At 60.7% G+C, this 22614-nt stretch carries 18 protein-coding genes, 1 tRNA gene and 1 pseudogene; 9 read left to right on the top strand and 11 right to left on the bottom strand.

Features of this window, described 5'->3' with window-relative positions; all coding sequences use genetic code 11:
* Positions 1-97: 97 nt before the first annotated feature.
* Genes mksF through mksB form a run of 3 tightly spaced genes read right to left on the bottom strand, consistent with a single transcriptional unit; the run spans position 98 to position 4906 of the window.
* A complete protein-coding gene (gene mksF / locus J3P82_RS21865) occupies positions 98-2938 on the bottom strand; it encodes an Mks condensin complex protein MksF (protein ID WP_186634481.1) in 2841 nt (946 codons plus the stop codon).
* Positions 2935-3636, bottom strand: coding sequence for an Mks condensin complex protein MksE (gene mksE / locus J3P82_RS21860; protein ID WP_434558641.1), 702 nt, complete (start codon positions 3634-3636; stop codon positions 2935-2937). Before mksE ends, mksF begins: the two co-directional genes overlap by 4 nt.
* On the bottom strand, positions 3626-4906 hold the full coding sequence (mksB, locus tag J3P82_RS21855; RefSeq protein WP_434558640.1) for an Mks condensin complex protein MksB: 1281 nt from the start codon (positions 4904-4906) through the stop codon (positions 3626-3628). Before mksB ends, mksE begins: the two co-directional genes overlap by 11 nt.
* A gap of 182 nt (positions 4907-5088) precedes the next feature.
* Here mksB and J3P82_RS21850 point away from each other — a divergent pair, with 182 nt between their 5' ends.
* Both J3P82_RS21850 and rimI read left to right on the top strand, forming a co-directional pair.
* A complete protein-coding gene (locus J3P82_RS21850) occupies positions 5089-5868 on the top strand; it encodes an energy transducer TonB (RefSeq protein WP_434558639.1) in 780 nt (259 codons plus the stop codon).
* The gene (rimI, locus tag J3P82_RS21845) at positions 5861-6313 is read left to right on the top strand and encodes a ribosomal protein S18-alanine N-acetyltransferase (protein WP_434558638.1); all 453 of its coding nucleotides are present in this window, start codon (positions 5861-5863) and stop codon (positions 6311-6313) included. Before J3P82_RS21850 ends, rimI begins: the two co-directional genes overlap by 8 nt.
* 63 nt (positions 6314-6376) lie before the next feature.
* Here rimI and J3P82_RS21840 read toward each other — a convergent pair whose 3' ends face one another.
* Positions 6377-6793: a serine kinase/phosphatase gene (locus J3P82_RS21840; RefSeq protein WP_434558637.1), complete on the bottom strand. Its 417-nt coding sequence runs from the start codon at positions 6791-6793 to the stop codon at positions 6377-6379.
* Between the two features lie 133 nt (positions 6794-6926).
* Between J3P82_RS21840 and can the strand changes: the two genes are divergently transcribed.
* Entirely contained in the window at positions 6927-7571 is a 645-nt protein-coding gene (gene can, locus J3P82_RS21835; protein WP_039594546.1) for a carbonate dehydratase, read from the top strand.
* Between the two features lie 10 nt (positions 7572-7581).
* Here can and J3P82_RS21830 read toward each other — a convergent pair whose 3' ends face one another.
* The 3 genes from J3P82_RS21830 to J3P82_RS21820 form a co-directional block, all read right to left on the bottom strand.
* Entirely contained in the window at positions 7582-8109 is a 528-nt protein-coding gene (locus tag J3P82_RS21830) for a lysine methyltransferase (RefSeq protein WP_186634493.1), read from the bottom strand.
* A 174-nt stretch (positions 8110-8283) separates the two neighbouring features.
* A complete protein-coding gene (locus J3P82_RS21825; protein WP_434558636.1) occupies positions 8284-9444 on the bottom strand; it encodes a hypothetical protein in 1161 nt (386 codons plus the stop codon).
* Positions 9445-9556: 112 nt separating this feature from the next.
* Positions 9557-10975 (bottom strand): TIGR00366 family protein, encoded by a 1419-nt coding sequence (locus J3P82_RS21820; RefSeq protein ID WP_186634499.1) that lies wholly within the window; start codon positions 10973-10975, stop codon positions 9557-9559.
* Positions 10976-11148: 173 nt separating this feature from the next.
* Between J3P82_RS21820 and J3P82_RS21815 the strand changes: the two are divergent.
* The 4 genes and pseudogenes from J3P82_RS21815 to J3P82_RS21800 all read left to right on the top strand — a co-directional run.
* Positions 11149-11925 (top strand): annotated as a pseudogene (locus tag J3P82_RS21815) (PAS domain-containing protein); the annotation flags it as partial.
* Positions 11926-12081: 156 nt separating this feature from the next.
* Positions 12082-12513, top strand: coding sequence for a methyl-accepting chemotaxis protein (locus J3P82_RS21810; RefSeq protein ID WP_408003326.1), 432 nt, complete (start codon positions 12082-12084; stop codon positions 12511-12513).
* Between the two features lie 161 nt (positions 12514-12674).
* On the top strand, positions 12675-13157 hold the full coding sequence (locus J3P82_RS21805) for a DUF2975 domain-containing protein (protein ID WP_434558635.1): 483 nt from the start codon (positions 12675-12677) through the stop codon (positions 13155-13157).
* A gap of 7 nt (positions 13158-13164) precedes the next feature.
* Positions 13165-13398, top strand: a complete 234-nt coding sequence (locus J3P82_RS21800; protein ID WP_434558634.1) for a helix-turn-helix domain-containing protein — start codon at positions 13165-13167, stop codon at positions 13396-13398.
* On the opposite strand, the gene ggt is transcribed toward J3P82_RS21800, so the two are convergent.
* The 3 genes from ggt to J3P82_RS21785 all read right to left on the bottom strand — a co-directional run bounded on the left by ggt (position 13380) and on the right by J3P82_RS21785 (position 17660).
* Positions 13380-15233 (bottom strand): gamma-glutamyltransferase, encoded by a 1854-nt coding sequence (gene ggt, locus J3P82_RS21795; RefSeq protein WP_434558633.1) that lies wholly within the window; start codon positions 15231-15233, stop codon positions 13380-13382. The genes J3P82_RS21800 and ggt overlap by 19 nt on opposite strands.
* Before the next feature lie 189 nt (positions 15234-15422).
* Positions 15423-15499 (bottom strand) — tRNA-Met (locus J3P82_RS21790).
* A gap of 103 nt (positions 15500-15602) precedes the next feature.
* Positions 15603-17660 carry a methyl-accepting chemotaxis protein gene (locus J3P82_RS21785; protein WP_434558632.1) on the bottom strand — a complete coding sequence of 686 codons (2058 nt, stop codon included), beginning with the start codon at positions 17658-17660 and terminating at the stop codon, positions 15603-15605.
* A 332-nt stretch (positions 17661-17992) separates the two neighbouring features.
* Here J3P82_RS21785 and J3P82_RS21780 point away from each other — a divergent pair, with 332 nt between their 5' ends.
* Both J3P82_RS21780 and J3P82_RS21775 read left to right on the top strand, forming a co-directional pair.
* Positions 17993-19210: an MFS transporter gene (locus J3P82_RS21780; RefSeq protein ID WP_434558631.1), complete on the top strand. Its 1218-nt coding sequence runs from the start codon at positions 17993-17995 to the stop codon at positions 19208-19210.
* Positions 19211-19379: 169 nt separating this feature from the next.
* The gene (locus J3P82_RS21775) at positions 19380-21449 is read left to right on the top strand and encodes a calcium-binding protein (RefSeq protein WP_434558630.1); all 2070 of its coding nucleotides are present in this window, start codon (positions 19380-19382) and stop codon (positions 21447-21449) included.
* Positions 21450-21498: 49 nt separating this feature from the next.
* On the opposite strand, the gene ychF is transcribed toward J3P82_RS21775, so the two are convergent.
* Complete coding sequence (gene ychF / locus J3P82_RS21770) at positions 21499-22599, bottom strand: redox-regulated ATPase YchF (RefSeq protein ID WP_434558629.1); 1101 nt, start codon at positions 22597-22599, stop codon at positions 21499-21501.
* Positions 22600-22614 lie beyond the last annotated feature (15 nt).

The raw sequence follows: 22614 nt of genomic DNA, 5'->3' as shown, positions 1-22614 counted from the left end.
TTATTGGGCATAGCTCCCTCGCCCAAGGTTTCACCTGACCATAAAAAAGGCCGCGATCCATCAGGATCGCGGCCTTTTTCATTTCCGGCTATTTACCTCAAACAGGGTCCAACTCCGGCTCATCGGCCTGTACGTTCACCGTGGCTTTCACCGCATCGTGACGACGAATGTACTTCCAGTCCGCCTCGTCGATGTAGATGCCGTTCGGGCCGCTGCCGCCTTCCAGGTCGATGGCGACACTGGCGCAGACTTGCGGCTTCACACTCGCCAGGATCGGCACGAAGCCCAGTTGCAGGCTGGTTTCCAGCAGCGCCGCCTGGTTCTTCTCGTCGATGTCTGCCGCTTCGTCCAGGTAGTACGGCAGGCGCACGCGGCCGGCCTGTTCGCGGTCCATCAGGTGCAGCAACAAGTACATGTTGGTCAGCGCCTTGATGGTCATGGTGGTGCCGTTGGACGCCGCGCCGTCGATGTCGGTGTGAATGACCGGCTGGCCGTTGACCTTGGTGATCTCGAACGCCAGCTCGAAAAGATCCTTCAGGCCGAGCTGGTTGTGGTTCGCCGCCACCAGCCGCGCCAGGTATTCCTTGGCTTCTTCGTTCTTGTTGTCTTGCTCGGCGCTCTGGCTGAGGTCGAACACCGACAACGTCTCGCCTTCTTCGTACTGGCCGGCGCTGTGGATGATCTGGTCGATGTGCTTGAGCGCTTCCTTGTTCGGTGCCAGGACGATACGGAAGCTCTGCAGGTTGGACACCTGGCGCTTGTTGATCTCGCGGTTGAACAGCGCCAGTTGGTGTTCGAGGCTGTCGTAGTCGCTGCGAATGTTGCGCAGGGTCCGGGCGATGTCGGTGACCGCTGCACGGCGGGCCTTGCCCAAGGTCAGGGCTTCATCGGTGCGGTGGGCATAGGCGTTGATCAACAGTTGCAGGCGCCGCTCCATGTCGTCTTCGCTGTCGAACTTGGCCACGCCCTTGAGGCGCACCTGGGCATACAACGCTTCGATCTGGCCATCGACCCGTTGCAGGCCTTGCCAGCTGTCCTGATAGTCATTGAGCAGCGGCAGCAGGTTGTCCATGGAATCATCGACCGGATCCATGAACGGCGTGCCGAACGGCAGGTCCGCCGGCAGCAACTGACGACGGCGCAGGGCATCGTCGAGGGTGCGCTGCTTGGCTTCCATGTCAGCGATCTGCCGGCCCACGAGTTGCAATTTGGCGGACAGTTGCTGGACGCGCTCAGTGAAGGCATCGCTGGAGCGCTTGAGTTCGTCCTGGGCGGCTTCCATCTGCGCCAGTTGCTCAAGCTTCTCGCCTTCCTCGGCGCTCAAGGTCTGGCTGCGGCGGAAGTCTTCCAAGGCTTTCTGCGCGTCGAGGACCTGCTGGTACAGTGCCTCGGTCTGGGTCTTGCTCGCGGCGCGGTCGGCGGCCACGGCTTGCTGGGTCTTGAGCTGCTTGAGCTCTTTTTCCAAGCGCTCTTTCTGATCACGCAGCGCGGCACGGTCGGCCAGGGCTTGCAGCGCCGGCGGCTCGATGTGGGACAGGTCGATGGACAGCCCCGGCACTTCGAAGCGCTCACCCTTGAAGCCGTCGAGGATCAGCTCCATGGATTTGACCCACTCGCCATTCTCGTCCAACGCAATGCCGTGCTCGCCCAGCGGCAGGCTGAACAGGGCGCTATTGAACAGGCGCATCAGGCGTTCCACGTCCTGCTGGGAGAATTCCTCGCGCAGGCGGGCGTAGCTGTTGTTGTCGGCGTGGTCGAGTTGCTGCTTGACCGACTTCAGGCGTTTTTCCAGGTCCCGCAGGCGCTCTTCCAAGTCTTCGGCGCTGAACTGCCGGGACTGGGCCAGGGCACCGGCCAATTCATCGTGGGCATCCTTGGCGGCGAGCAATTGCTGTTCAAGGATTTTGACGTCATCCACCAAGGCGAAACGGTTCTTGAGCACCGACAGCTCGCCGAGCCAGCGCTGGATACCGCTGATTTCCCGTTCCAGGCGCATCAGCTCCTGAGTGCCGCCGCGTTGGTCGTTCTGCAGCGAATCCTGCTCGTTGCGGTAATGTTCGGCCTGGATGGTCAGCTCTTCCTTGCGCGCACTGGCGTAATCCGACCAAGTGCCCAGCAGCGAGTCGAGCAACGGCGAGAGGCGATGCAACTTGCCCCGCAGGATATCGCGCTGGGCCACGCCATTGGCCAAGGCTTCCACCAGCGGGCCGGCGGCCACCAGGGAGTTGTAGTCCTGTTCCATGCGTCGTACGTCGCGGAAGGCTTCTTCGCACGCGGCGATGTAGTCCACGCTGCCGGAACGCAGGCTGTGCTCGAAAGCATCAAGGAACAGTTGCTTGAGCTTGGCCGCGGTGATTTCGCGCATGTGCAGCAGGTTGATAAACAGCGCGCGGAAGGTCTTGAGGCTTTGCTCGCTGGTGGAGCGCAGCGGGATCAGCGTCAGGTCGAGGGGAATCGATGTGTGACCACCCACCAGCAGACGGCGCAGTTCATCCGGCTTGAGTTCGTAGGCCTTCAGGCCTTCGCGCTCCAGGTTGGTGAACAGTTCCTTCTGCCGCAGGCAGGTGTCGTCTTTCTGATAGTGGGCCAGGTCCAGTTTGCCGGCGTAGGCAAAGAACTGATGGCCGAAGCCGCCGCCCGGGCCGCGTCCGACCACGCCAATCACGTGCGGGCCGTGGGGCAGGGCGACTTCCACGAGGATGTAGCTGGTGTCCGAGGCAAAATAGAAACGCCGGGATTGCTCCAGGCTGTACTTGCCGAAGCTCATATCCGACATGCGCGCCAGGATCGGGAATTGCAGGGCGTTGATCGAGGCGGATTTACCCAGGTTGTTCGCGCCGTACACTGACAGTGGTTCTTCCAGCGGGAACAGGCCGAGGCTGTAGCCGGCGGTGTTCAAAAGGGCAAAGCGGCGGATGCCGTAGCGTTCCTTGCTCATGCGTCGGTCTCCTGTTCTTCGGCAATGGCGCGGGCCAGTGCGTCTTCTTCGCTTTCACCGTCGAATTCACTGAGGTCCAGCGGGTCGTCGGTCTGCAGCAGTTTTTCGTCGCTGTCTTCGTCGATCAGTACTGGCGCTGGCAACGGCAGCACGCTGTGCAGGCTGGCGGCCAGGTCGCGGTCCTGTTGGACCGACAGGCAGACGTCGAGGAAGCGGTGCATCGGCGGCAGGAAGCGGTACACGCCGTTTTCTTCGCTGGCAAAACCCAGTTGGGTCATGCGGCGCATGATTTTTTCTTCCAGCTCTTCCTGGGTCTGTACTTCGGCCTGGATGAACAGGTCGCGGTATTTTTCCAGCAACGACGGCAACTCATCGCGGCCGAGGCTGCCACCGTCGAGCACGGCGATCGGGTCGCGGCCCTGGTCGGCCAGGTGCTCGACGAGGATGAAGGTGAACAGGGCCAGGCGCTGTGCGGTCTTGTTCACCGCGGCGGCGGCCAGGTCCGGCACGAAGTAGTAGAAGCCGCGAGTGTCACACACCAGCTCGAAGCCCAGGGCCTTGAACAGCGTGCGGTACTGGTCCTGGAAGTTCGACAGTTGTGCGTACAGCTCCGGGTCGCGGCGGCTAACGTGATAGCCCTTGAACAGCTCGCGGAAGATCGGCGCCAGCTGGGACAGTTCGGATAGATCAAGATGCATGGGGGATGCTCGCAGAATCCTCGGCGGCGGTGTCGCCGGCCGAGAGCAGGGCGAAGGAGCGCAGGCTGACCTGATGCTCATGGGTGTGGTAATCGCGGCGTTCCAGACGCTCGCGCTTGAAGCGTTTTTCCCGCGACAGGCGCGAGAACCAGTAGAGCAATTCGTCGGTGGCGCCGTCCGGTTCCTGCTCCAGCAGCCAGCTCATCAAGTCCGGCATCGGCAGGGCGTCTTCGCAACGCTCGACCATCTCGCGCACGGTGCGCGGCGCGCGTGGTGCCTCGCCGCCCTTGTGGGTCTTGTGGGACTTGGGGAAGCGCGCCGGTTTCGGTTCGAAACGGGCCAGGGCATAGACGTAGGCTTCGACCTGGCTGGCGCTGCCCAGGAAGGTGCTTTGCGGCCGGGTGAACAGCGGCATGGCAGCTTGCGGCACGGCATCGATACCCTTGCGGCGGATGGCCGCCAGGGCCAGGGCAGCGCCTCGGGTCACGGCGTTATGCCGGCGGGCTTCTTCACGCAGCGGCAGGAGCAGTTCGCGGGCGTGGCGCAGGGTCAGCTGGGCGCTGGTCTGCATCTCGAGGATGCGCGCATGGGTGCGCAGCAGCATGTCGTCGTCGACCAGGTGTCCGAGGCGCTGCTGTTCGGTGAGCATGCGCAACAGCACGTTCTCGACCTTGCGCACGCCTTGCTCGAACGCGCCGTCGGCGTTTACCAACTGGATCATCGGCTCGACGTATTCGTCCCAGGTCGCCAGCACTTCAGCGTAGCGCTGGCGCAGCGGGATCTGCCGGTCGCTGGTCTTGGCCCGTTCGGCAACGGCTACCAAGGCCTGTTCATCGTTGGCGAGCTTCTTGAGCACGTCGCGCACGCGCATGTCCAGCAGCCGCAACTGGCGGGCCAGGTCGTTGCCGTCGCGCACGTCGAAGGCGTCCTGGATGTACCCGGCCAGGCGCTCAAGGTGGCGCAGGTAGGCTTCGATTTCCAGGCACAAGCCCAGGCGATGTTCGCGGCGCAGGTAGGCGAGGAAATCATGGATCTGCGCGTTGAGCTCGAAACGGTTCGGGCTTTTTGCCACCGGCACGAGAATGTCCAGGCGGATCCACACGTCCAGCAGATGGGTGATGTCCTGTGGCGTGCTGTCCAGTTGTTGGGCGGCCAGTTGTGAACGCAATTCGTTGAGGCTCAGGGTGCCCTGGTCGAAGTGCTCGCACAAAGGTTCCAGCAATGCCCAGTGTTCAGCGAGGGCGCGCAAGACGCGCTTGGGTTCGATCATCGCAGTGGCCGTCGGGTTGGCAATTAAAAGCCGCGATTGTACTGCATCGGACCGGTTGCGATTCACCCCTGAGACGGACTGTCGTTGCGTATTGATCAACTAATGAAGCCAACGGGGCAGCGATCCGCGCCGAAGGGCGGTAGAATCCCCCTCACTTTCAGTTATCCACAAGTGGCCGACCCTTGCTTATCGAGTCCCGCCGCCGCGCCTATCTGACCGCCATGCAGGTGGTAAATTGGCTGCCGCGTACCGAATTGCCGTTCGCCGCCCCGTCGCGGCCCGAGCTGCTGGAAGCGCCTGAGCCGGTGGAGATCGAGCCGGTGCAGGTGATGCCTGTCGCCAAGACCGCTGTGCAACCGGTGGCGCCCGCCGTCGAGCGGCCGAAGGTCGAAGTCCCGCGCCCGAGCCTGGCTTCGACCCGCACCAATGCCAAGCCGGTGGAAGAGATTGTCGAGGCGCCGCCCAAGGCACCTTACGTCGCCCCTCCGCGTTTTGCCCTGCAACTGCTGCGTGCCGGGCGTTGCCTGTTGCTGGTGGAATTACCCACAGGCGATCCCTTCCAGAGCCGCGACCCAGCGTACTTGCTGCTCAAGGACATGCTCCGCGCCGCCGGCCTGCCGGACAGCCCGCAAATTATCGGCGAGCCGGTGCGCTGGCCGCTGTTGTCACGCGGCACGATGGACCAAGGGCCTGAGGCCGCCCGGGATTTCGTCCAAGGGTTCGTTTCGGCGCGTCTCGAAGACGAGCCTTGCGTATGCCTCTGGTTGGTTGGCCTGCCGGCGGTGAAGTTTGCTGGCGAGGCGGATGCCGAGGCGTTCAATCGTGAGTTGCAGGTCGAAGGCCTGGGCTCGGCCTGGGCATTGCCCGGGCTGGAACTGTTAATGGAAACGCCACAGCGCAAGGCTGATGTCTGGCAAGCCATGCGCCGGCTGATGGCGCGCTGGAAAGAATCGAATGAGTGACGCTGTATCGTTCCGCCCGATGACCGAGGCGGACCTCGACGCTGTGCTGAAGATCGAATACGCAGCCTACAGCCACCCGTGGACTCGGGGGATATTTCTCGATGGATTGAGTAAATACCAGATCTGGCTGATGTTCGAAGGCCAGCAGCAAGTGGGCCATGGCGTAGTGCAGATCATTCTGGATGAAGCCCATCTGCTCAACATCACCGTCAAGCCGGAAAACCAGGGCCGCGGGCTGGGCTTGCGGCTGTTGGAGCATCTGATGTCGATTGCCTACAAGGCTAAGGCTCGTGAATGCTTCTTGGAAGTGCGCGACAGCAATCGCACCGCGTTCCGGTTGTACGAACGTTATGGCTTCAATGAGATCGGACGGCGGCGTGACTACTATCCGGCGGTGGGAGGCCGCGAGGATGCGGTGGTCATGGCCTGCACCTTGGTCGACTGAATGTTTTCTCGTTGATTGGACTGTTGCTATCGCGAGCGAACTCGCGATAGCAACAACGCTCAATCAGGACCGGCCCCGATCACGGCTTCCATCCAACGGATCGATATCGGCCATTTCCGCTTCGTCCAAGCCATCGCCGCCGCCTATATCGTCTTCGTCGACGATGCTCAGATCCCAATCGGCTTGCTCGCCGTCGCCGGCTTCATGGGCGTCCCGAGAGCCGTCGTCGCGGATCAGCGTTTCGGGGCTCATATCATCCTCAGTCGGCTGGCGGTCATCCATCGAGGCACCGGTCAAGCCCGCTTCACGGACGCGTTCTTCCGGCATCAATTGCTCACGTTCGTCCGCTGGCAATTCGTCGCCGATTTTCGCGCCGGGTTCATCGTCGAAGTCCAACTCATGCATCGAGCCCATGCGATCTTCATTGTCATCGATGGGCTCCGGTTGCGTCGCATCGAAGGGACGTCGTGAATCATTCATGGCAATTCCTCATACTGTGGGCCTTACTAAGAGTCGACCGGCAGCGGGGCCAGGAATTCCAATGCATCGCCAACGTGACCTCGACCGACGGTCGTCTGTCACAGTTGCGCACTCTCTATCGAGGCTGGACAGCATGAATGAATTACAAGATCTGATTGATAACAACGCGCGTTGGGCCGATGCGATCAAGCAGGAGGATCCTGACTTCTTCGCCAAGCTGGCTCGTCAGCAGACCCCTGAGTATTTGTGGATTGGCTGTTCCGATGCGCGGGTGCCGGCCAACGAGATCGTCGGCATGTTGCCGGGCGATCTGTTCGTGCACCGCAACGTCGCCAACGTGGTGCTGCACACGGACTTGAACTGCCTTTCGGTCATTCAGTACGCGGTGGATGTGCTCAAGGTCAAACATATCCTGGTCACCGGCCATTACGGCTGCGGCGGCGTGCGTGCCTCGATGCAGGACCGCCAGTTGGGACTGATCGACGGCTGGCTGCGCTCGATTCGTGACCTGTATTACGAACATCGCGACGCATTGGCCAAGTTGCCAACCGAAGAAGAGCGCGTAGACCGCTTGTGCGAGCTCAACGTGATCCAGCAGGTGGCCAACGTCGGTCACACCAGCATCGTGCAGAACGCCTGGCACCGTGGGCAGAAACTGTCGATTCATGGCTGCATCTACGGCATCAAGGATGGACGCTGGAAGAGCCTGGACACCACGATCAGTGGCTTCGAGCAATTGCCGCCGCAGTATCGGTTGCGCCCAGTAGACGCGCCTTGAGCCCAGTGCTTCAGTTGCGATGACAGCGACGACGCCAGTGCCGCAGGAACTCCATTCCTTGCTCGTTGGGCGGTTCGTCATAGCCGGTGATCCAGCCGTGACAGTTGGACGAACCACACCGGCAAGCGAACTGCCGATACAGCTTCTGTTCGGTACTGGCGTAGTCCATCGTCAGGCAGTCGCCTTCGCGGATCTCGGTCAGGGACCACAACCACAGTTCGCTCATGTCCAGGAAGACATTCGGATTGCATGAATGCAGCAGCAGTCCGGCGAAGTAGGGGTCGTACATATGGACATTGGGCAGGAGCTGCAGGGTATGCAGGCGTGGGCGGCCCACCAGCACTCCTGAGACCCTGCACATTCGCGTCATGGGGGTGAACTGCTTGCGGGCGACGATCCCATTGCCGCGTCCGTCTTTCGTCCGATGCACGTCAAAATCGCGCGCAGAGGGATAGCCCAGGCGGGTGCTGAGTTGTGTTTCCGGGTAGAGGCAGTCCCGGTTCTGTGAGCTGGCGCCACCAGCAGTCAACTTGGTCATGACAGTCCCTGTCGGTGCTAAACACTCGACGTTCAGAGCTGGCTTCCTGCCAGCGGCCGTTGGAAAGCCTAATAGCTTCCTCCAAACCCAGCAGCGCATCTACTGTCGACTCTGACAGGCGTCAAAGGTGTTTTCCCGTGTGAGCGCAGGCTTACACGGGAGGGCCTATCAGGTTTACACCGCTTCGGCAGGCAACGGCATGGGTACCTTCAGTTGTTGGAGTTGCGACTTGACCGGAGGCGTTGCGCACTTTTTCGCTGCGTCAGCCGGGGACAGTTTGCGAATCGAGGTGTAGAACAATTCACAGGTCTGCTCTTTCTGCGTCACCTGCCACGTCTGCGTGCATTGACTCAGCTGCTGGGTAGGATCAGTGTTCGGTTTACTGCCCATCCCGGCTTGCCAGCAAGCAGCACTCAGGTCCTGGCCCATGACTTTCAGGCCTGCGGCATCTGCCTTGGCTTGGTCACCGTCATAGCTCTCAGGATCGGCGGCATACCAGATATAGCTGGGATGGTTGGAGCCTAGGACTGGAACCTTGACCCCGGCGGTCGGTGTAATGGTCGCCAGGCCGAGCACGCTCACCGTTTGGCCATATTGCGTCTTGATCCAGTCTCGAACGGGCGCGCCGAAGGCCACCATTGGCAACGCGGCGCCGCTTGCGGTTTGGGTGACCTGCGTGACCATAGTGGTCTGGTAATCGTTGAAATAACTGTAGAGCCCTGCAAGCGTGCTGCCGGCATTGGACGGCGCCGCGATGGGCGCGATGTCGATGATGGTCTGGTACGCGGGGGTCTCGTCAGCAGCAATACCGTTGACGGTCAGCAGCGTGGCCCAGCGATCGGTGGTGGCAGACTCCAGGTAATCCTGGGCCTGGGTCAGCGAATAGTCCGGCGGGAAGTGCAGCAACTCGACGCTCTTGCGGTTTTCCAGGGCCATGCCCAACGGCAGGAACAAGTACCAGTTGTAGGCCCATTTCTTATCGTTGTTGAGTTTCGTGGCACCGTCATAAGCAAGGTCGCCGGCCTTGAGCAGCGCAGTCAAAGGTTGACCATAGCTCTTAGGCACGCCGCTGATGCTGGCATACACCGTGTCGTTGTCGCGTTTGACGCTGACCTTGGCCGCGTCGTAGCCATCGCGCTGCACGCTTTGCGTCAGGTAATGCTCGACGGTCTGCTCCAGTGTCCAGTTGCGAAAGCAAATGACGTTGCAGTTGTTGGGATAAGCGAAGAGACGAGTGACGCGCTCGGTGCTGCCCAGGTTTACGTCGATATCAGCGGCTTGGGCGGTGGCGCTCAAGGCCAGTACGGCAAGCGGAAGTACTGCGAGTTTGAACATGCTCAGATCCTTTTCAGCGTGTGGACCCCTCGAAACAGGGTGTATCCATACTGAAACAGACCGAGCCGAAGAAGAAGTGGGCCGAAGGAAATTTCGGCCCTTTTTTATGGCTTTATGGCATCACCGGCGGCAGATAGGTCAGCGTGGTGCCCAAGGCCCACAGTAACGCCAACACCAGCGGTGTGTGCACGAGCAGTTGCACGAAGGAAAAACCGATCAGATCCCGTGCCTTCAATCCCAGCACGCCTAACAGCGGCAGCATGTAGAAGGGATTGATCAGGTTCGGCAAGGCTTCGGCGGCGTTGTAGATCTGCACGGCCCAGCCCAGATGGTAGTTGAGATCGTTGGCCACCTGCATGACGTAGGGCGCCTCGATGATCCACTTGCCGCCGCCGGAAGGAATGAAAAAGCCCAGCACGGCGGAATAGACGCCCATCAGCAAGGCGTAGGTGTCATGGGACGCGATCTGTACGAAAAAGGTCGAAATGTGGTGGGCGAGCGTCTGGGCATCGCTGCCCTTGACCGTAGTCAGCAGCGCGGCGATCGAGCCGTACAGCGGAAACTGAATCAACACGCCTGTGGTGGTTGGCACTGCGCGGGCCACCGCATCGAGAAAGCTCCGTGGTCGCCAGTGAAGCAGGGCACCGAGCATGATGAACAGGAAGTTATAAGTGTTGAGCCCGGAGATGGCGCTGATCGCAGGCTTGGTCGAAAACTCGTGGAACAGCCAGCCGGCGGCCAGCAGCACCAGGGCAATGGTCAGCAATGGGCTGTGTTCGAGCCATTCCCCTGGACGCGTGCGAGGCTGTAACGCGGGCATGCTGAAACTCGGGTCGATTCCGCAGGCGGCGGCGTCACGGGCGCTGTTCGGGCCGGGAGCCGTGGCGTAGGCAACGATCAACGAAATCACGATCAGCGCCAGCAACATTACCCCGGATTGCCAGAGAAAAATCGTCTGGGTGAAAGGAATGACGCCGGTGATCGACAGGATCGAGGGCGGCAGGCTCGCCGGGTTGGCCTGCAGTTGCGCGGCCGACGACGACAACCCCAGCGCCCAGACCGCGCCCAGGCCCAGATAGGCGGCCGCCCCGGCGGCGCGATAGTCCATTTTCAAATCAGTGCGCCGGGCCAGGGCCCGCACCAGCAAACCGCCGAATACCAGCGACAGCCCCCAGTTGAGCAGCGACGCGACCATGGAGATCAGCGCTACCCAGGCCACGGCACTGCGGCCGTTTTTGGGGATGCGCGCCAGGCGGTCGATCAGCTTGACGGCCGGTGGCGAGCTGGCGACGACGTAGCCGCCAATCACCACAAAGGCCATTTGCATGGTGAAGGGGATCAGGCTCCAGAACCCGTCGCCGAAAGCCATGGCTGCCGCGGTGGGCTTGGCGCCAATGAACAGCGTCGCCACCGCGACCACCAGCACCGCCAACGCGGCGAAGACCCAGGAGTCGGGAAACCAGCGCTCGGCAAAACTCGAACAGCGCAGCGCGAAGCGGGCGGAACGGCTGTCTTCAATGTCAGTGGTCACGGCAATTACCTCGGTTTTTATGGTTATGGGTATCTGGAGCGACGAAGCATCTGCGGTCAGGTGCCAACAGTAGAACAATCCAATGACCGTGGAAGGCTGGTTGGCGTTCGAGGGCGAGCTGATTATTTTTCAGACCGACAGGTGGCACTCTTTAGAAAGATTTTTCCGGGCCGATGGCAAAGGGATACATAAAAAATTCTCCTGTCTGTCGGAGCATCTCCATGTTCAACAATCGCCTGAAGCAGGAGCTGCTCGCTCTTCGCCAAGAACTCTCCAGTCTCATGCAAGTGAAAGAGAGCCTGGATCGTGAAATGCTCGGCCTAACCCTTGATGCCGAAGGGCGGATACAGTCAGTCAATCAGAACTTCCTCGACGACATGCGCTACAAGAGCCAAGACTTGATTGGCCGGTCTGTCGAGGACTTGGTACCGGCTTACCTGAAGTCCAATGAATTCCAGATTCGCTTCAAGACCGCGCTGACCCGTGGCGAGCACTTCTCGGGCGCAGTGCGCCTGACGCGAGGCGACGGCAAGGAGGCCTGGTTGCGCTCGATCCTCCAGCCGGTACGCAACGCCGAGGGGCGAATTCGTTATTTTTCGATGTACTCCAACGATCTGACGCGAACCATCGAGAATTCCCGCGAACACGAAAACCTCATCGGCGCGCTGGTGCGCTCAACGGCGGTGATCGAGTTCGATCTGGGCGGCCATGTACTGACGGCCAATGATCGCTTCCTCAACGCCATGGGTTACAGCCTTGCGCAAATCAAGGGCAAGCACCACCGCACGTTCTGTGAACCTGAGGAGTACAACAGCGCGACCTACCAACAGTTCTGGAAACGTCTGAACAGCGGTGAGTTCGTGGCCGGCCGCTTCAAGCGTATCGACGCCAACGGCCGCGAAGTATGGTTGGAAGCCTCCTACAACCCGGTGGTCGATGCCAACGATCGGCTTTATAAAGTAGTCAAGTTCGCCACCAACATCACCGATCAGGTCAATCAAGAGAAAGCCGTCGCCGAAGCGGCAAACATCGCTTACAGCACCTCGCTGCAAACTGACAATTGTGCCCAGCGCGGGACGACCGTCGTGACCCAGGCGGTGGATGTGATGCGCGACCTGGCCCGGCACATGCAGACCGCCGGCGAAGGTATCGAGGCGCTGAACGAGCAATCCCTGGTGATCGGCACCATCGTCAAGACCATCAGTGGCATCGCCGAACAGACCAACCTGCTGGCGCTCAACGCAGCCATCGAAGCGGCCCGGGCCGGCGAGCAAGGCCGGGGCTTTGCGGTGGTGGCCGATGAGGTGCGACAACTGGCATCGCGCACCAGCCAGGCGACCGATGAAATCGTCGGCGTGGTCCGCCAGAACCAGGACATGGCCCGCAACGCCGTGGCGTTGATGAGCGACGGCCAGCACCAGGCCGAGCACGGCCTGGCCTTGGCCGCCGAGGCGGGTACGGTGATCGTCGAGATCCAGGACGGGGCGAAGAAGGTGGTCGATGCTGTAAGTCAGTTCGCCAATCAGCTGTCCACTTAGAGATAATTATCGTTTTTTACATATTAATTATTGTTCTGCGATAATTTGTTCGCTATGTTTTGGGCTCCCTTACATTATTGGAGCCTCACATGCATTCGAATCGTCTAGCCCTGTACAGTCAGCGGATGGCAGCCATAACCCTGGTTTTCATGGTCGCGATGATGGTCGTCAACGCCGTGGCCTGGCTGTACCCTGAAGCGGCCTCGCGATACGGCCTGGGATTTGCCCTGACCGAGCGGCAGCTGTCGAGCCTGCCCGAAGGGCTTGTGCAGTTGACGGGCTGGCAGTGCCTGGGGGCGATACTGCTCTCGAGCATTCCCTTGCTGGCCCTGGCGGTCGGGCTCACCAACTTGCGCAGGCTCTTCAAGCACTATGCCCAAGGGCAATACTTTTCCAACGCAGCAGCGGTGTATTTGGGGAATGCGGGGCGCGCTGTGGCGGTGTGGGTGCTGCTGGATTTCATCTGCGAGCCGTTTCTCAGCCTGCTGGTGACGATCAATGCGCCGGTCGGCCAGCGATTGCTTAGCTTCAGTATTACCGCACCATCGTTCGTCGCTTTATTTCTTGCCGCCTGTATTGCGATCATTGCCCGGATTTTGTCCCAGGCCAGTGAAGTCGATTCAGAAAACAGAACATTCGTTTGAGATCCTCATGCCCATCGTTATTCAACTCGACGTGATGCTGGCAATGCGCAAGGTCAAATCCAAGGACCTTGCTGCTGCAATCGGCATTACTGAAGCCAACCTTTCCTTGTTGAAACAAGGAAAGGTCAAGGGTATCCGCCTGGTAACCCTTGAAGCCATTTGCAGCTACCTGCAATGCCAGCCCGCGGATCTGCTGGTCTACCAACCGCAGGACGAGTTCGATCAGTCGCCCAGTGCTTGACCCTCGCGCCTTGGGTCCGCACCGCCGGCCAGTGAGGTTTTCCCCTGAGCGTCACGTACCCTGACAATGGCCTGGGTGCCGCTGTTCATGTCGATCTCGCTCACGGCGTGGCCCTTGTCTTTCAACGCCTGGACCAGCGCCGGGCTGAACTGCCCCTTTTCCAGTTCAGTGGGACCATTGCGGCTGCCGAAATTGGGGAGGTTGATGGCGGTTTGCGGGTCCAGGTCCCAATCCAGCAGACCAATGACTGACTTGGCGACGTATTCGATGATTTGCGAGCCGCCGGGGGAGCCGACAGCAGCCAGCAGTCTGCCCTGATGATCGAAAATCAGCGTCGGCGCCATGGACGAGCGTGGGCGTTTGCCAGGTTCGACGCGGTTGGCGACTTTTTGCCCATTCTCTTCCGGAATGAACGAGAAATCGGTCATTTGGTTGTTGAGCATGAAACCCTGGACCATCAAGTGCGAGCCGAACGCCGACTCCACCGTCGTGGTCATGGACACCGCGCCACCCTGGTCATCCACCGCCACCACTTGTGAGGTGGAAATACGCAGGGGTGAACGGTCCGGGGCGTAGGCTACCTGGATGCCCGGTGGTGTGCCGGGCTTGGCGACACCCATGCTACGAGGGCCGATCAGGCTAGCTCGGCTGGCAAGGTAACCTCGATCGACCAGTCCTTGGAGTGGCACGGCTACAAAATTTGGGTCGGCGATATATTGGGCGCGGTCGGCGTAGGCCAGGCGCTCGGCTTCGGCGATCAGGTGCACTGCTTCGGGGGAGGGTTCAATGCCGGCGGGTTTAACGGTCTTGAGGGGTTTCAAGGGGGCGAGGGCCGCGTTGCTGTCGCGCTGTTCCAGGGCCTGCAACGTCCCGAGGATCTGTGCCACGGCAACCCCTCCCGAAGACGGTGGTGGCATGCCGCAGATTTGCCAGCGCTTGTAGTCGGTGCACAACGCGGGCCGCTCCCGTGCGGTGTAGTCCTGAAGGTCTTTTAGCGACAGGCTGCCGGGGTTGGCATGTCCCTGCACCTTGGCGACGATCTCCTCGGCAACCGGCCCTTTGTACAAAACATCGGGACCTTCGTTGGCGATGCGCTTGAGCACGCCTGCCAATGCCGGGTTTTTCAGGACGGTGCCAACTGCCTTCGGGCTGCCATCGGCATTGAGAAAGTAGGCTGCCATGTCGGGCGAGCCCGGTAACGACGGGTCGGAAGCGATCAAGGCGTACAGTCTTGGAGAGATCGCGAAGCCCTGTTCCGCCAGCGCGATGGCCGGCTCGAACAGCCTCGCCCATTCGAGACGGCCATGTTTGCGATGGGCCAGTTCCAGTCCGCGCAATACCCCGGGTGTACCGACTGAACGACCGCCGATCTGCGCGGCGGTAAACGGCATGGGTTTGCCGTCGGCCTGCAGGAAAAGTCTTTCGGTGGCGCCGGCCGGTGCCGTTTCGCGGCCGTCGTAGGTGCGCACGGCCTTGCCATCCCACAGCACAATGAACGCACCGCCGCCAATGCCCGACGATTGCGGCTCCACCAGGGTCAGCACCGCTTGCATCGCAATTGCCGCATCGATGGCCGAGCCGCCGCGCCGCAACATTTCCCGCCCCGCCTCGGCCGCCAGTGGGTTGGCCGCGGCCGCCATGTGCTTGTCGGCGTAACGGGTTTGCAAATCGGTGCGGTAGCCGGAGGTGATTTCCGGCGGGGCGGGCAATGCCGGTGTGGCGGTCGAGGAGGGCGGGGCCTTGCAGGCGCCAAGCGTTAACGCGATAGCCAGCAACGAGACGGCAGACAGGCGATGAAGGTTTGGTTTCAGATCTGTTAGCACGTGTCGCTCCATCCGTGGGCTTGGGATATAGAGATCGACTGTAGCGATGCGAGGCGTATGGCGCAAATCAACACGAGACGGAACAAAGCCCGGTGTTGCCTTATCCCTCATTGCAGGAGGGCAAACAAATCCTGACGGGGCAGGTGTTTTTCTCCAGGCATAAAAAAACGGCCTATCTTTCGATAAGCCGTTTTTAGTACTTGGTGGCTACACAGGGACTTGAACCCCGGACCCCAGCATTATGAATGCTATGCTCTAACCAACTGAGCTATGTAGCCAAGTGGCGCGCATTATTCGCTGGTAACGGAGATGTGTCAAGCGCAAACCTAAAATATTTCTCTGCACTTTCAACTGCTTATCCGTCCCCGCTGCAAATACCCGTCAACCGAGTTGAAATCTCCCTGTGTTCGCGCTCAAGGCCTGGCTGCCTTGGCTCAAGGTGTCGGCCGCCAGGTTCACGGCGCGGGCGCCTTCGAGCAGGCGCATGGCCGCTTGGTCTACCTGCTGGATATTGCCGCTGACCTCGTCGGCGGTGCTGGCCTGTTCGTCTACGGCCGTGGCGATTTGCGCCAGGGTATCGGTAACACTTTGCACGGCGCTGGCAATTTCGCCCAGCCGTTCGCCAAGGCCGGTGACGGCTTGGGCATCGGTCTGGGCCTGGCCGCAGGCGGCTTCCATCAGGCTTACGGCTTCGTTGACCGTGGCGCGCAAGCTGTCGACGGTACCGGCGATCTGCTGGGTGGAGGTCTGGGTGCGTTGCGACAGGCTGCGCACTTCATCAGCCACTACGGCGAATCCGCGGCCCTGTTCCCCGGCGCGAGCAGCCTCGATGGCGGCGTTGAGCGCCAGCAGGTTGGTCTGCTCGGCCACGCCACGAATGGTGTCTACCACCAATTGGATCTGCTGGCCCTGTTCGCTGACCCGGCCCAGCGCGGCGGCGGTTTCGTTGAGTCGTTGATTGAGCTGCTGGATACTCGCCGTGGTGCGCTGGCTGTCACGGCTGCTGTCGGCGGCGATGCGGCGGGTCTGCTGCGCGCTGTCGGAGGCTTGCTCGCAACTCCTGGCGACGCCTTGGGAGGTCGCGGCCAACTGCGTCGCAGCGGCGGCGATCTGGCTGATCTGTATCTGTTGCGCCTCGACTTCGCCCAGGGCACCGCTGGAATGAGTATTGAGGGTGCGCACGGCGTTGCTCAGTTGCAGCGTTTCGTGGTCCACGCCCAGCAGGCTGTTGCGCAACTGCACCACAGCGACATTGAGGGCGGTGCTGATCGCCGCCAGCTCGTCACGGCCTTGTACCGGCACTTGCAGGCTCAGGTTGCCATCGCGCAAGGCTTCGGCCAGCAGCATGATGCCGCTGGCGCTGCGCCGGATGGATGCTTGCAGGCAGATGAACAGGTAAAGCGCCGCCAGCAGCAGGCAACCCAGCACGGTGGCGACCAGGGTGAATTGGCGAATCGCCGAGCCGTGATAATGGTCAAGCCGAGAATCCAGCGCCACCAACGATTGTTGGCGCAGGGTGGCTAGATCCAGAAGAAGGCTGTCCATCTGCTTCTCGAAGTCTTCCGGCTTGAGATTGATGGAGCCGCCGAACACCCCGTCATCGAGGACCTTCAAACCCGCGTCCAGACGCTTGACGCTGCCTTGGAACTGGCCGGCCCAGGTTTGCAATTCGCTGGGCAAGCGTGTTTCCAGCAATGCGCCGGTCTTGACCAACTGATCCCGAGCGTCGCCCATGCGGCTGCGCAAGTCGCGCAATTGCAGGCGACTCTGCAGGGTGAATTGGCCCGAGACTACCGAGGCCTGGCCAACGCTGGCCAGGCGCCCGACCCGTTCGATCAGCTCAGGTGTCTGCTGGGTCGAGATCTGGGTCAGCAGGTAGGTTTCCAGCCAGGAGGCAAGGGTCAGGCGATTGTCCATGACGATCTGCTCGCGCAGGGCTTGCAGCGCGCCGAGTGCCGAGGTGAAGCGATCGTAGCCATCCGGCCACCACCCCACGGTCCCCAGGCTCTTGGAGTCCAGGCCCTTGAGACTGGTCTGCAAGGTTTGGTAGCGGGCGAGGGTGGCGGCTTCGGCGCCTTCGGCCTGAAGGGTCGCGCCCAGGCCGTCGGCGGCCTGGTTGAGCGCCGGCTGCACGGCATCGAACGCGGCCATGGCGGCAAGCGTCGCGGGCGTCGGTTGTCGATTGGTTTCCGTGGCCCGCCAGCGAGCCGCGCGATTGCGCTGGGCGGCGAGCAGGTTGTCCAGGTTATCCAGGGCCAACAACTGACGGACCCCGGCGCGCTCGCCGGAAATCAGGTTGAGCTTGTCGCGGTAGTCCTGGCCGATGAGCCACAGGCTGCCCATGAGGGGCAGGATGAACAACAGGAACAACAATTGGAATTTGCGGGCGAAACCAAAATGCCCCAGCAACCGGATTCCCGGTGATAAAAAAGCCTGCATGCCCATACTCCCCTGAACACCTCTGCACTGTTTTTGTGCGTTTTTACACAGTGCTGAAGCAGGTGCCCTTTTAAAAGGCCTCGAAAGCTTGTCCAGGCCGGCTCTGTAGGCCTGCTCTGTAGCGAAACTTCCCATTCTCGGTCCCCTTTGTAAGGGGCCGCGTCGTAGAGCATTAGCCAGGCAAGATTCAGACCATGGCGTTGCGCTATCACCTTGTTCGGCGACTATTTTTATAGGTCGATAGCAAGCTAAGGGGATAGCCTTGTCGCACTGAAAAATGGCACATTGATGGACCTGCCCGTGTGCACTCATCTGCCGTATGGAAACTTCCCATGGCTATCAGCAACACCCAGGCCGACACGACGTCGGTAGCCGCCACGCCTCAAAGCAGCCCGCTGGTCATGCGCATCATTGGTGCGGTGGCATTGGCGCACCTGATCAACGACCTGATCCAGGCCGTATTGCCTTCGATCTACCCGATGCTAAAAGAGAGCTACGGCCTGACATTCACCCAGGTCGGCCTGATTACGCTGACCTTCCAGCTCACCGCGTCCCTGCTTCAGCCTTGGGTGGGTTATCACACCGATCGGCATCCCAAGCCTTGGCTTTTGCCGGCGGGAACGGTGTGCACATTGATTGGCATCGTGATGATGTCCATGGTCGGTAGTTTTGCCTTGATCCTGGTGGCGGCGGCGTTGATCGGGATCGGCTCGTCAACCTTCCACCCCGAGGCGTCACGCGTGGCCCGACTGGCCTCTGGCGGTCGCTATGGCTTGGCGCAATCGACGTTCCAGGTAGGTGGGAACGCCGGCTCCGCCTTCGGTCCGTTGTTGGCCGCGGCGATCATCATTCCTTACGGGCAGGGCAATGTGGCCTGGTTTGGGCTGTTCGCGGTGTTTGCGTTGTTCGTGCTGTACCGCATCAGCCGCTGGTACGCCAATCACCTGAACCTGTTCAAGCTCAAGCAAGGCCAGGCGGCGACTCACGGGTTATCCAAGGGGCGCGTGACCTGTGCGCTGGTGGTGCTTGGGCTGTTGGTGTTTTCCAAGTATTTCTACATGGCCAGCTTTACCAGCTACTTCACCTTCTACCTGATCGAGAAGTTCGACCTGTCAGTGGCCTCTTCGCAGTTGCACCTATTCCTGTTTCTCGGCGCGGTAGCAGCGGGGACGTTCTTCGGCGGTCCGATCGGCGACAAGATCGGTCGCAAGGCGGTGATCTGGTTCTCGATCCTCGGCGTGGCGCCATTCACCCTGATCCTGCCTCACGTTGACCTGCTGTGGACCAGCATCCTCAGCGTGGTAATCGGCTTTATCCTGGCCTCGGCCTTCTCTGCCATCGTGGTGTACGCCCAGGAGTTGGTACCGGGCAACGTCGGGATGATCGCCGGCGTGTTCTTCGGGCTGATGTTCGGTTTTGGCGGGATTGGTGCCGCGCTGCTAGGGCATCTGGCAGACATCCATGGCATCGAATATGTGTATTGGTTGTGCTCGTTCCTGCCGTTGCTCGGGGCGTTGGCGATATTCCTGCCCCGGACGAAAAAGGCCTGAGACGGCCTAATTGTCGCAGTCGGACTGAGGAAGCACCCATAGAGAAGCCGCGAATCAACGCGGCTCAACAACCATCGGTCGAACTCTGCTTTGCCAACGACGGGACGGCGTGCAAATCCTTACTGCTCTACTAGAGTGACGGATTCAACACCCGTTAAAGGATTAACCCATGGCAACCAGCGATAGCACGATGGCAAGTACCCATACCGTTAGAACTGGCCCCGGCACTGTCCAGGTCGACCTCACCGGCCAGTCCGACGATAACCAGAGCATCATTATCCAGCCGGACGGCAAGATATTGGTTGGCGGCTATACCGAGTACCTGGCGTGGGGATACCCCGGAGCGCCAGGCGAGGAAAGCTACGGCTACGAACAAAACCATTCCGTTATCCGCCTGAACGCCGATGGTAGCCTGGACACCAGCTTCCATGACGGCGGCATCGACATCGTGCCTGCCACGATAGCCCCGGCGTCCCGCTACGAGCTGACGGCGGTGCAGGCCGATGGCAAGGTGCTTGTCGCGGTCGCGCTGAACACCGGCATCCAGGTGGAGCGCTTCAACAGCGACGGGACACGCGATGCGGCCTTTGGTCAAAACGGCGCCGTGACGGTCGCCATCAGCCATGACTTCAAGGACATCGACCTGACGGCCAATAACGATGGCACCTTCCAGGTCAGCGCGCGAGGGTTTGACCAGGCTTCAGTCACCAGGCTCAACAATGACGGGACCTACGTCAACGGCTTTGGCAACGAGGGCGTGCTGACCGTCAACATTGCCGAAGACCCGTATTTCAACGGAGCAATCTCTACTGCGGTGCAGGCAGATGGAGGTGTCGTGGTCGGGGCCGCCTACAATGCCGCCGGTGTGGGCGAGCCGTCGTTCGCCTTGCAGCGCTTCAACCCCGACGGTCAGTTGGATACCCGTTTCGGTGACAACGGTGTCCTGCACTTGAGCGCTGCGATGGGTTTTGGTGAAGACTCGACGGTCACCGTGCAGGCTGACGGCAAGATCATTGTCATGGGCCATGGTCAAGGCGATACCTTGGCGACCATCGCGCGGCTTAACGCTGACGGATCCTTCGACACCCATTTCGGCAACGATGGCAGGGTAACCTTCGAGGCCGACACGCCGGTGGCTTTGACGGTACAGGCAGATGGCAGGATCCTGGCCGCCGGCGCAAACAACGGGGATTTCAGTGTCATCCGCTTGAACGCCGATGGCAGTCTGGACAGCAGTTTCGGCAGCCAGGATGGCAAGCTCCATGTAGATGGATACGCCGGTGAGGAAATCCTGCGGGGTACCGATGCTGCCGAAATCATCCGCGGCCTGGCCGGTGACGATGTGCTCCAAGGCAACGGCGGGCGCGACGTTCTGCAAGGTGGCGATGGCGCGGACATCTTTCGCTTCAGCGAACTGGGCGACAGTTTCCGCACGGCTGCGCTGAACAACAGCGACCGGGTCCGGGACTTCGACGTCTCGCAGGACCGTATCGACCTGATTGGCCTGGGCTTCACCGGGATCGGCGACGGCCATGACGGTACCTTGGCTATCATGGCGAGCGCAGACGGTACTCGCACCTACCTCAAGAACTACGACGCGGATGCCTCTGGGCAACGGTTTGAACTGGCCTTGGACGGTAACCTGGTGGGGCAGTTGGACAGCACCCACCTGGTGTTCACGGCACCCACTGTCGAAGGGACGTCTGCCAACGATAGGATCACCGGTTCTGCCTTGTCGGAAATCATCCATGGACTGGACGGCAATGACCGCATCAACGGTGGCGCTGGGGCTGACGTCATCATAGGCGGTGCGGGCGCAGATCGTCTCAACGGCGGGGACAGGGCCGACATTTCGTTGTGGACAGATAACCGTGAAAACGCCGACGTGTTCCGCTATCTCTCTACCGAGGACAGCTACCGCACCGACAGCCAGAGCTTTGCCGACCTGATCGAAGGCTTTACGGTTGACGACCGGATTGATGTATCGGCTTTGGGTTATACCGGCTTTGGCGACGGTACGGACAGCACGCTGAAGATGGCTTACAACGAGGAACTGGACCGCACTTATCTGAAGGATGCGCAGGTCGACGCACAGGGGCACTGGTTCCAGATTGCGCTTGCTGGGGACTGGCGGGAAAGCCTTGGCGAGGAAAACCTGGTCTTTGCGCCCGCGCCGGATGCCGAGTTAGGGCTGGTTGGGGTAGCGCCAGAAGTCGACCAGTGGCATTTGTTAGGCTGACAGAAAAACACCGCGTGGCAGAGTCGCTGCCACGCGGTGTGTTTTCATCTCAGACGTTGAAGCGGAAGTGCATCACGTCGCCATCCTTGACGATGTATTCCTTGCCTTCCAGACGCCACTTACCCGCTTCCTTGGTTCCGGCTTCGCCCTTGTACTGAATGAAGTCGTCGTAGGCGATGACCTCGGCGCGGATGAAACCTTTCTCGAAATCGGTGTGGATCACGCCAGCAGCCTGCGGGGCGGTGGCGCCGACGCGTACGGTCCAGGCACGGACTTCTTCGACACCAGCGGTGAAGTAGGTCTGCAGGTGCAGCATTTCGTAGCCGGCGCGGATCACGCGGTTCAGGCCAGGCTCTTCCAGGCCCAGGGCCTCGAGGAACATGTCCTTCTCTTCACCGTCGTCCAGCTCGGCGATTTCCGCTTCGATCTTGTTGCAGACGGGAACAACCAAGGCGCCTTCTTCTTCGGCAATGGCCTTGACCACGTCCAGGTGCGGGTTGTTCTCGAAACCATCTTCAGCGACGTTGGCGATGTACATGACCGGTTTGGTGGTCAGCAGGTGGAAGCCCTTGATCACCAACTTTTCGTCGGTGCTCATCTTCTTCATCAGGCTGCGCGCAGGCTTGCCTTCGGTGAAGTGGGCGATCAACTGCTCCAGCAGGCCCTTCTGAACGACTGCATCCTTGTCGCCACCCTTGGCGTTGCGGGCGACTTTCTGCAGTTGTTTTTCACAGCTGTCGAGGTCGGCGAAGATCAGTTCCAGATCGATGATCTCGATGTCGCGTTTCGGGTCGACGCTGTTGGAAACGTGAATCACATTCTCGTCTTCGAAGCAGCGCACCACGTGAGCGATGGCATCGGTTTCACGGATGTTGGCCAGGAATTTGTTACCCAGGCCTTCACCCTTCGAGGCGCCAGCCACGAGGCCTGCGATGTCGACGAATTCCATGGTCGTCGGCAGGATGCGCTTGGGGTTGACGATCGCCGCCAATGCCGCCAGGCGTGGGTCAGGCATCGGGACGATACCGGTGTTCGGCTCGATGGTGCAGAAGGGGAAGTTCTCGGCCGCGATCCCGGATTTGGTCAGGGCGTTGAAAAGGGTAGACTTGCCGACGTTAGGCAGGCCGACGATGCCGCAATTGAATCCCATGGTATTTCCCCTCGG

Source organism: Pseudomonas sp. Z4-20, assembly GCF_051131955.1.
Classification (GTDB): Bacteria; Pseudomonadota; Gammaproteobacteria; order Pseudomonadales; family Pseudomonadaceae; genus Aquipseudomonas; species Aquipseudomonas marvdashtae.
The sequence above is the reverse complement of the archived record's forward strand: the minus strand, read 5'-3'. Positions and strand labels throughout refer to the sequence as shown.

Bases quoted from the DNA above. Each gene is read 5' to 3' on its own strand.
- mksB (WP_434558640.1), bottom strand. From the start codon at position 4,906: ATGATCGAACCCAAGCGCGTCTTGCGCGCCCTCGCTGAACACTGGGCA.
- J3P82_RS21785 (WP_434558632.1), bottom strand. From the start codon at position 17,660: ATGCAGGCTTTTTTATCACCGGGAATCCGGTTGCTGGGGCATTTTGGT.
- ychF (WP_434558629.1), bottom strand. From the start codon at position 22,599: ATGGGATTCAATTGCGGCATCGTCGGCCTGCCTAACGTCGGCAAGTCT.
- J3P82_RS21800 (WP_434558634.1), top strand. From the start codon at position 13,165: ATGCCCATCGTTATTCAACTCGACGTGATGCTGGCAATGCGCAAGGTC.
- ggt (WP_434558633.1), bottom strand. From the start codon at position 15,233: ATGGAGCGACACGTGCTAACAGATCTGAAACCAAACCTTCATCGCCTG.
- J3P82_RS21825 (WP_434558636.1), bottom strand. From the start codon at position 9,444: ATGTTCAAACTCGCAGTACTTCCGCTTGCCGTACTGGCCTTGAGCGCC.
- J3P82_RS21840 (WP_434558637.1), bottom strand. From the start codon at position 6,793: ATGAATGATTCACGACGTCCCTTCGATGCGACGCAACCGGAGCCCATC.
- mksE (WP_434558641.1), bottom strand. From the start codon at position 3,636: ATGCATCTTGATCTATCCGAACTGTCCCAGCTGGCGCCGATCTTCCGC.
- J3P82_RS21810 (WP_408003326.1), top strand. From the start codon at position 12,082: ATGCGCGACCTGGCCCGGCACATGCAGACCGCCGGCGAAGGTATCGAG.
- rimI (WP_434558638.1), top strand. From the start codon at position 5,861: ATGAGTGACGCTGTATCGTTCCGCCCGATGACCGAGGCGGACCTCGAC.
- mksF (WP_186634481.1), bottom strand. From the start codon at position 2,938: ATGAGCAAGGAACGCTACGGCATCCGCCGCTTTGCCCTTTTGAACACC.
- J3P82_RS21805 (WP_434558635.1), top strand. From the start codon at position 12,675: ATGGTCGTCAACGCCGTGGCCTGGCTGTACCCTGAAGCGGCCTCGCGA.
- J3P82_RS21775 (WP_434558630.1), top strand. From the start codon at position 19,380: ATGGCAACCAGCGATAGCACGATGGCAAGTACCCATACCGTTAGAACT.
- J3P82_RS21830 (WP_186634493.1), bottom strand. From the start codon at position 8,109: ATGACCAAGTTGACTGCTGGTGGCGCCAGCTCACAGAACCGGGACTGC.
- can (WP_039594546.1), top strand. From the start codon at position 6,927: ATGAATGAATTACAAGATCTGATTGATAACAACGCGCGTTGGGCCGAT.
- J3P82_RS21780 (WP_434558631.1), top strand. From the start codon at position 17,993: ATGGCTATCAGCAACACCCAGGCCGACACGACGTCGGTAGCCGCCACG.